Genomic DNA, 4,885 nt, shown 5'->3' on the forward strand with positions numbered 1-4,885 from the left:
GCCATGAAGAAAGCAATCGTCGGGGCGTTGCTCGCCGGCAGCATCGCTGTCACAGGCGCGGGACTCGCTACTGGGCTCGCCCAGGCGGACACGTTCTCTCCCCAGCCTCATTCCTGGTGTCCCGGACAGGGATTGCCGTACCGCGGCATTGGATGGGACATGGGTGTGTGCCACACCTGGTACATCGTTCCGATGGGCCAGGGCAACGTACCTTTCGGGGGAACCACCAACGGCAGCTTCGTGCTGGCCGACGTTCCGGCCCCGGTATTCACGCCGCCGCCTCCGCCGCCACCGGCACCGCCACGCCCCTTCTGCACTCCTCGTGGGGGCCTTTTCATCGTCGGGCCGATCTGCGACGAGATCGGGGTGCACTGACCTAACCGATTGTGGCTCAGGCGAACCCGGCAATGATCACCGCGTTACAGTCGGCAGCGGCCTGACGCAGTTTCGCCGCTGCTTGGTAGGCGTCGGACTCATACCAGGCGCGCGCGGCGTCCACCGACTCGAATTCCAGCACGACGGTCTGATCGCCATGCCAGGTGCCTTCGATGACCCTGGCCTCGGTGTCCACCGCAAGGATGTTGACTCCGCCCATCGCCGCGCCGGCCGCCCGGCCATAGGCCTTCATGCCTTCCGGGTCCTTGATGGCCTCGGTGAGGATGACATATCCCTTGGGCATAGTTGACGAAACTCCTTGCTACTTCTCGCTGATGGCCTGTTCGGGACAGCATTGGATGGCCTCTTGGGTGGCCGACTCCAATTCCGCCGGCACCTCTGAATCGATCGACACCGCGTATCCATCGTCGGTCAGGCTGAACACGTCCGGGCAGAGCGTGAGGCACATGCCGTGGCCGCGACAACGCTGGTCGTCTACCCAGACTTTCATGCCGGCGTGAACTCCAGGTGCAGCTCGGTCAGGCCGCGCAGGATGTACGTCGGAACATATTGGTAACGACGGTCATTGGCCGGGCCGTGATGCTGCTCGCTGATCCGGACATCCGACGTTCGGTCCAGCAGTCGTTCGAGAGCCACCCGCGTCTCGGCGCGCGCCAGCGGGGCACCAGGGCAGCTGTGGATACCGCGACCGAACGAGATGTGTTGGCGGGCATTCTTTCTGGCCGGATCGAAGGTAGCGGGGTCATCGAATCGGCGCGGATCGCGATTGGCGGCGGCCTGCACCACCATCACGGTGGTGCCCGCCGGCAGGTCGACCCCGCCGATGTTGACCGGCTTCCGGTTCAACCGGAAGTCCCCCTTCACCGGGCTCTCGTGGCGCAGCGACTCCTCGATGAAGTTGGGGAGCAGGCTGCGGTCCTTACGTAACTGCGCCTGGATGTCCGGCCGCTCCCCCAGCGTCTGCAGCGACGCGCCGAGCAGCCGCACAGTGGTTTCCTGACCCGCCGAAAAGACGTTGGCCGCAACGCGGGCGACGTCTCCGACTTCGGGTGTCGAACCGTCCGGGAAGGTGGCGGTGGCGAGGCCGGTCAGCACATCATCGCGAGGGTTGGCGCGACGGTCGACGACATAATCGGAGAAAAGTCCGTAGAGGAATTCCAGCGGGCTGTGGGCCAGCGATTCCTTGCCGGTGCCGCCGACACCGCCACCCGAGTGATCGCGGATGCCCCTGACGAACTTGTCGCGGTCCTCCATCGGCACGCCGAGCAGGTCAGCGATGACCAGGAGCGTGAACGGGCTGGCGAAGCCTTTGATGAACTCGCCGTGTCCCGGCGCGAGGAAATCGTCGAGCGCCTGGTCGGCGAGCTCCCACATGGCGTCCTCGTTCTCCTTGAGGCGCTTGGGGGTGATCAGCCGCATCAGCAAGGAGCGGTGGTTGGTGTGGGTCGGTGGATCGAGCGTGGGCAACTGGTCGCTGAACGGCAGGTCGTCGCGGTGCTGCTCGATCAGCTCGGTGATGTCGCTGTCTCCCCGACCTTCGAGGGATACCGGAAAGCCGGGGAACGGTCCGGTCACCGAGTTGCAGGAGGACCATGTCTCGGCGTCGTTGAGCACGGCGCAGGCCTCTTCCCAGCCGGTCACCATCGTGACGTCGTGGTGCTTCTCCTTGGCCACCGGGCATTGCTGCCGCAGCGACTCGTAGTACGGGTAGGGATCCGCGATGAGATCCTTGCCACGGAAGAAGTCCAGCTCAGCGGGGTCGTTCACCATCTCACACCGTTCCGATCTCAATCAGTGAGAATGTGCCTCTCAGAGATGAGTATTAGATTTCCATAGAGCATGCCGCGGCGTCAACGCGCTGCGGAAATAGGACGTGCGGCCGGCCTAGACGGCCGGAATCAGATCGGCCTCGACCGATCGACTGGACATCACCCGGCTGCGGAATGTCTCGATCGGCCCGATCGAATCCGCGCGGATTGCGACCGCCGCAAGGGCCTGCGCTTTGAATGCCCGGGCCGCCGCGCTGAGCCGGTGCTCGACCAGCCCGACGCTGTCGTCCAGCTCGGCCGGCCAAGTCTGTCCCCACAGCGTGACTTCGGTGGCGCCCTGATCGAGCGCCTGCAGGACGCCGTCGCGCACACGTGAATCGCAGTCGAACAGGTCGGCCGCGGCCGCCAGGGTCTGCGGCGACGGCCGGTGCCCGACCGTCGCCAGTGCGTATTCGAGATCGACGATCTGGGCACCGAGAATCCGCAGCGGCCGGTCATCGCGATGGTCGGCGAGCAGAACCGTCACATCCCAACCGGCCATCGCCCGGTCGAACAGCCAGCCGCCGGCGAACCTCACCACGTCGGCGACATCCGCGGCGACGACGTCGAGCCGGTATCTCACGCCGGGCTCGGCGGTGCCATGTCCCGGGCCAACGACTCCGAGTACTCCTTGAAGACCTCGCTCAGCGGTATCGAAGGATTGATCAACCATGTCGTCTCCATTCCGGTGATGAAGGCAAGGATTTGCACTGCCTTGACGGTCACATCCATATCCAGGCGGAACTGGCCCGCTTCCTGACCCCGACGAATGAGCGCGGTGATGATGTCGATCGCGCCTCGGTACCGCGCGGCGAGGCGGTCGTGTAGCGGGGCGTCGGGATCGACGTTCTCGGCCAGCAGCACGCTGTAGGTGCCCACCAATTCGGGCGACCGGTAAAACCGGTCGGCCACCGCGGCGATCTCGTCGATCAGGTCGCCCGCCCGGTCGGCGTGCGCGTCGTCGTCCGCGTCACGGGCGTCGAGAACCGCATGCAGCAGCTGTTCTTTGGATTCGAAGTGGTGCAGCAGGCCGGCTGGACTGACACCTGCCTCACCGGCAATCTGGGCCAGCGTCGTATTGCGCCACCCGTTGCGGGTCAGCAACCGCTGCGCCACGGCCAGGATCCGTTGTTTGCGATCCTCGCCCTTGGCCCGCAGCGAGTCGTACGGCCTTGTCTGGGGCACCGGACTCCTTCGTCCAACCAACTAACTGAACACACAGTAGGTAGGTTGGCCGAGTATGACAAGGGTCTCAACCGAAGTTTTTTGCTTCCGTTATAGACCGAGCGACTTGGCGATGATCACCTTCATCACTTCGCTGGTACCCGCATAGATGCGCGCCACTCGCGCATCGGTGTACAGCCGGGCGATCGGATACTCCATCATGTAGCCGTAGCCACCGAAGAGTTGCAGGCATTTATCCACTACTCGGGCCTGCATCTCGGTGCAGAACAACTTCACCCGCGCCGCGTCGGCGGCGGACAACTCCCCTTCGACGTGCAGTGCGATCGCCCGGTCCAGCATCGCCTGGCCGGCCTCGACCTCCGTGGAGCACGCCGCCAGTTCGAACTTGGTGTTCTGGAACGACGCGACCGGTTGGCCGAACGCCTTGCGGTCCTTGGTGTACTCGATCGCCGCCGCGATCGCCGAGCGCGCCTGCACCACCGAGCCAACCGCCACGGTCAGACGCTCCTGCGGCAGGTTGTGGCCGAGGTAGCCGAACGCCTCGCCCTCCTCGCCCAGGACATTCCCGACAGGGACACGGACGTCGACGAACGACAGCTCGGCGGTGTCCTGGACCTTGCAGCCCATCTTTTCCAGTTCGCGGCCGCGGGCGAAGCCCTCCATCCCGTCCTCGACGACGAGCAGCGTCAAGCCCTTGCGCCGGTTATCCGGGTCGGTGGACGTGCGCGCGACCACGATCACAAGGTCGGCCTGCATGCCGCCGGTGATGAATGTCTTGGCGCCGTTGACGATCCAATGGTCGCCGTCCCGAACAGCCGTGGTACGCATACCCGCGAGGTCCGATCCGGTTCCCGGTTCGGTCATCGCGACGGCGGTGAGCAGCGTGCCGTCGGCCAGGCCGGGAAACCAGCGCTTGCGCTGTTCTGCGTTCGCATAGTGCAAGAAGTACGGCAGGATCACTTCGAGTTGGGTGCGCACCGTGGACAGCGTCACCAGCGCCCGGGCGGCCTCCTCTTGCAGCACGACGTTGTATCGGTAGTCGGGCATGCCTGCACCGCCGTACTCCTCGGGGATCGCCATCCCGAGCATCCCGAGCGCACCCATCTTCTTGAAGACGTCGCGTGGCATCCGCCCACCCTTCTCCCACTCGGGGTAGGCAGCTACCACCTCCTTCTCGACGAAATCGCGGGCCAGCTCGCGGAATGCTTCGTGGTCTTCGGTGAAGAGGTCCCGGCGCATGAATTCCCCTGTCAGGCAACAAGTTCGACGAGCGTAGCGTTGGCGGTGCCGCCGCCTTCGCACATGGTCTGCAGTCCGAAGCGAATTCCGTTGTCGCGCATGTGATATGCCAGACGAGTCATCAGCACGGCGCCTGATGCGCCCAGCGGGTGGCCGAGCGCGATCGCTCCGCCCAGCGGATTGAGCAGATTCGGGTCGGCGCCGGTCTCGTCGAGCCAGGCCAGCGGCACCGGGGCGAAGGCCTCGTTGACCTCGAA

The 4,885-nt window shown here is 65.1% G+C and carries 7 protein-coding genes and 1 pseudogene; 1 reads left to right on the forward strand and 7 read right to left on the reverse strand.

Annotated elements, in window-relative coordinates; translation table 11 throughout:
- The coding region (locus WAN02_RS12275) for a hypothetical protein (protein WP_422264443.1) at positions 1-375 on the forward strand (375 nt) is incomplete at its 5' end.
- A 16-nt stretch (positions 376-391) separates the two neighbouring features.
- On the opposite strand, the gene WAN02_RS12280 is transcribed toward WAN02_RS12275, so the two are convergent.
- The 7 genes and pseudogenes from WAN02_RS12280 to WAN02_RS12310 all read right to left on the reverse strand — a co-directional run.
- The gene (locus WAN02_RS12280) at positions 392-679 is read right to left on the reverse strand and encodes a DUF1330 domain-containing protein (RefSeq protein WP_422264444.1); all 288 of its coding nucleotides are present in this window, start codon (positions 677-679) and stop codon (positions 392-394) included.
- An 18-nt stretch (positions 680-697) separates the two neighbouring features.
- The gene (locus tag WAN02_RS12285; RefSeq protein ID WP_422264445.1) at positions 698-886 is read right to left on the reverse strand and encodes a ferredoxin; all 189 of its coding nucleotides are present in this window, start codon (positions 884-886) and stop codon (positions 698-700) included.
- Positions 883-2,166 carry a cytochrome P450 gene (locus WAN02_RS12290; protein WP_422264446.1) on the reverse strand — a complete coding sequence of 428 codons (1,284 nt, stop codon included), beginning with the start codon at positions 2,164-2,166 and terminating at the stop codon, positions 883-885. The genes WAN02_RS12285 and WAN02_RS12290 overlap by 4 nt, the downstream gene beginning before the upstream one ends.
- 114 nt (positions 2,167-2,280) lie before the next feature.
- Positions 2,281-2,787 (reverse strand): hypothetical protein, encoded by a 507-nt coding sequence (locus WAN02_RS12295; RefSeq protein WP_422264447.1) that lies wholly within the window; start codon positions 2,785-2,787, stop codon positions 2,281-2,283.
- Entirely contained in the window at positions 2,784-3,389 is a 606-nt protein-coding gene (locus WAN02_RS12300; protein ID WP_422264448.1) for a TetR/AcrR family transcriptional regulator, read from the reverse strand. The genes WAN02_RS12295 and WAN02_RS12300 overlap by 4 nt, the downstream gene beginning before the upstream one ends.
- Before the next feature lie 90 nt (positions 3,390-3,479).
- Positions 3,480-4,628 carry an acyl-CoA dehydrogenase family protein gene (locus tag WAN02_RS12305; protein WP_422264449.1) on the reverse strand — a complete coding sequence of 383 codons (1,149 nt, stop codon included), beginning with the start codon at positions 4,626-4,628 and terminating at the stop codon, positions 3,480-3,482.
- Between the two features lie 11 nt (positions 4,629-4,639).
- Positions 4,640-4,885: pseudogene (locus tag WAN02_RS12310) on the reverse strand (acetyl-CoA C-acetyltransferase); the annotation flags it as partial.

The organism is Mycobacterium sp., assembly GCF_049281135.1.
Taxonomy (GTDB): Bacteria; Actinomycetota; Actinomycetes; order Mycobacteriales; family Mycobacteriaceae; genus Mycobacterium.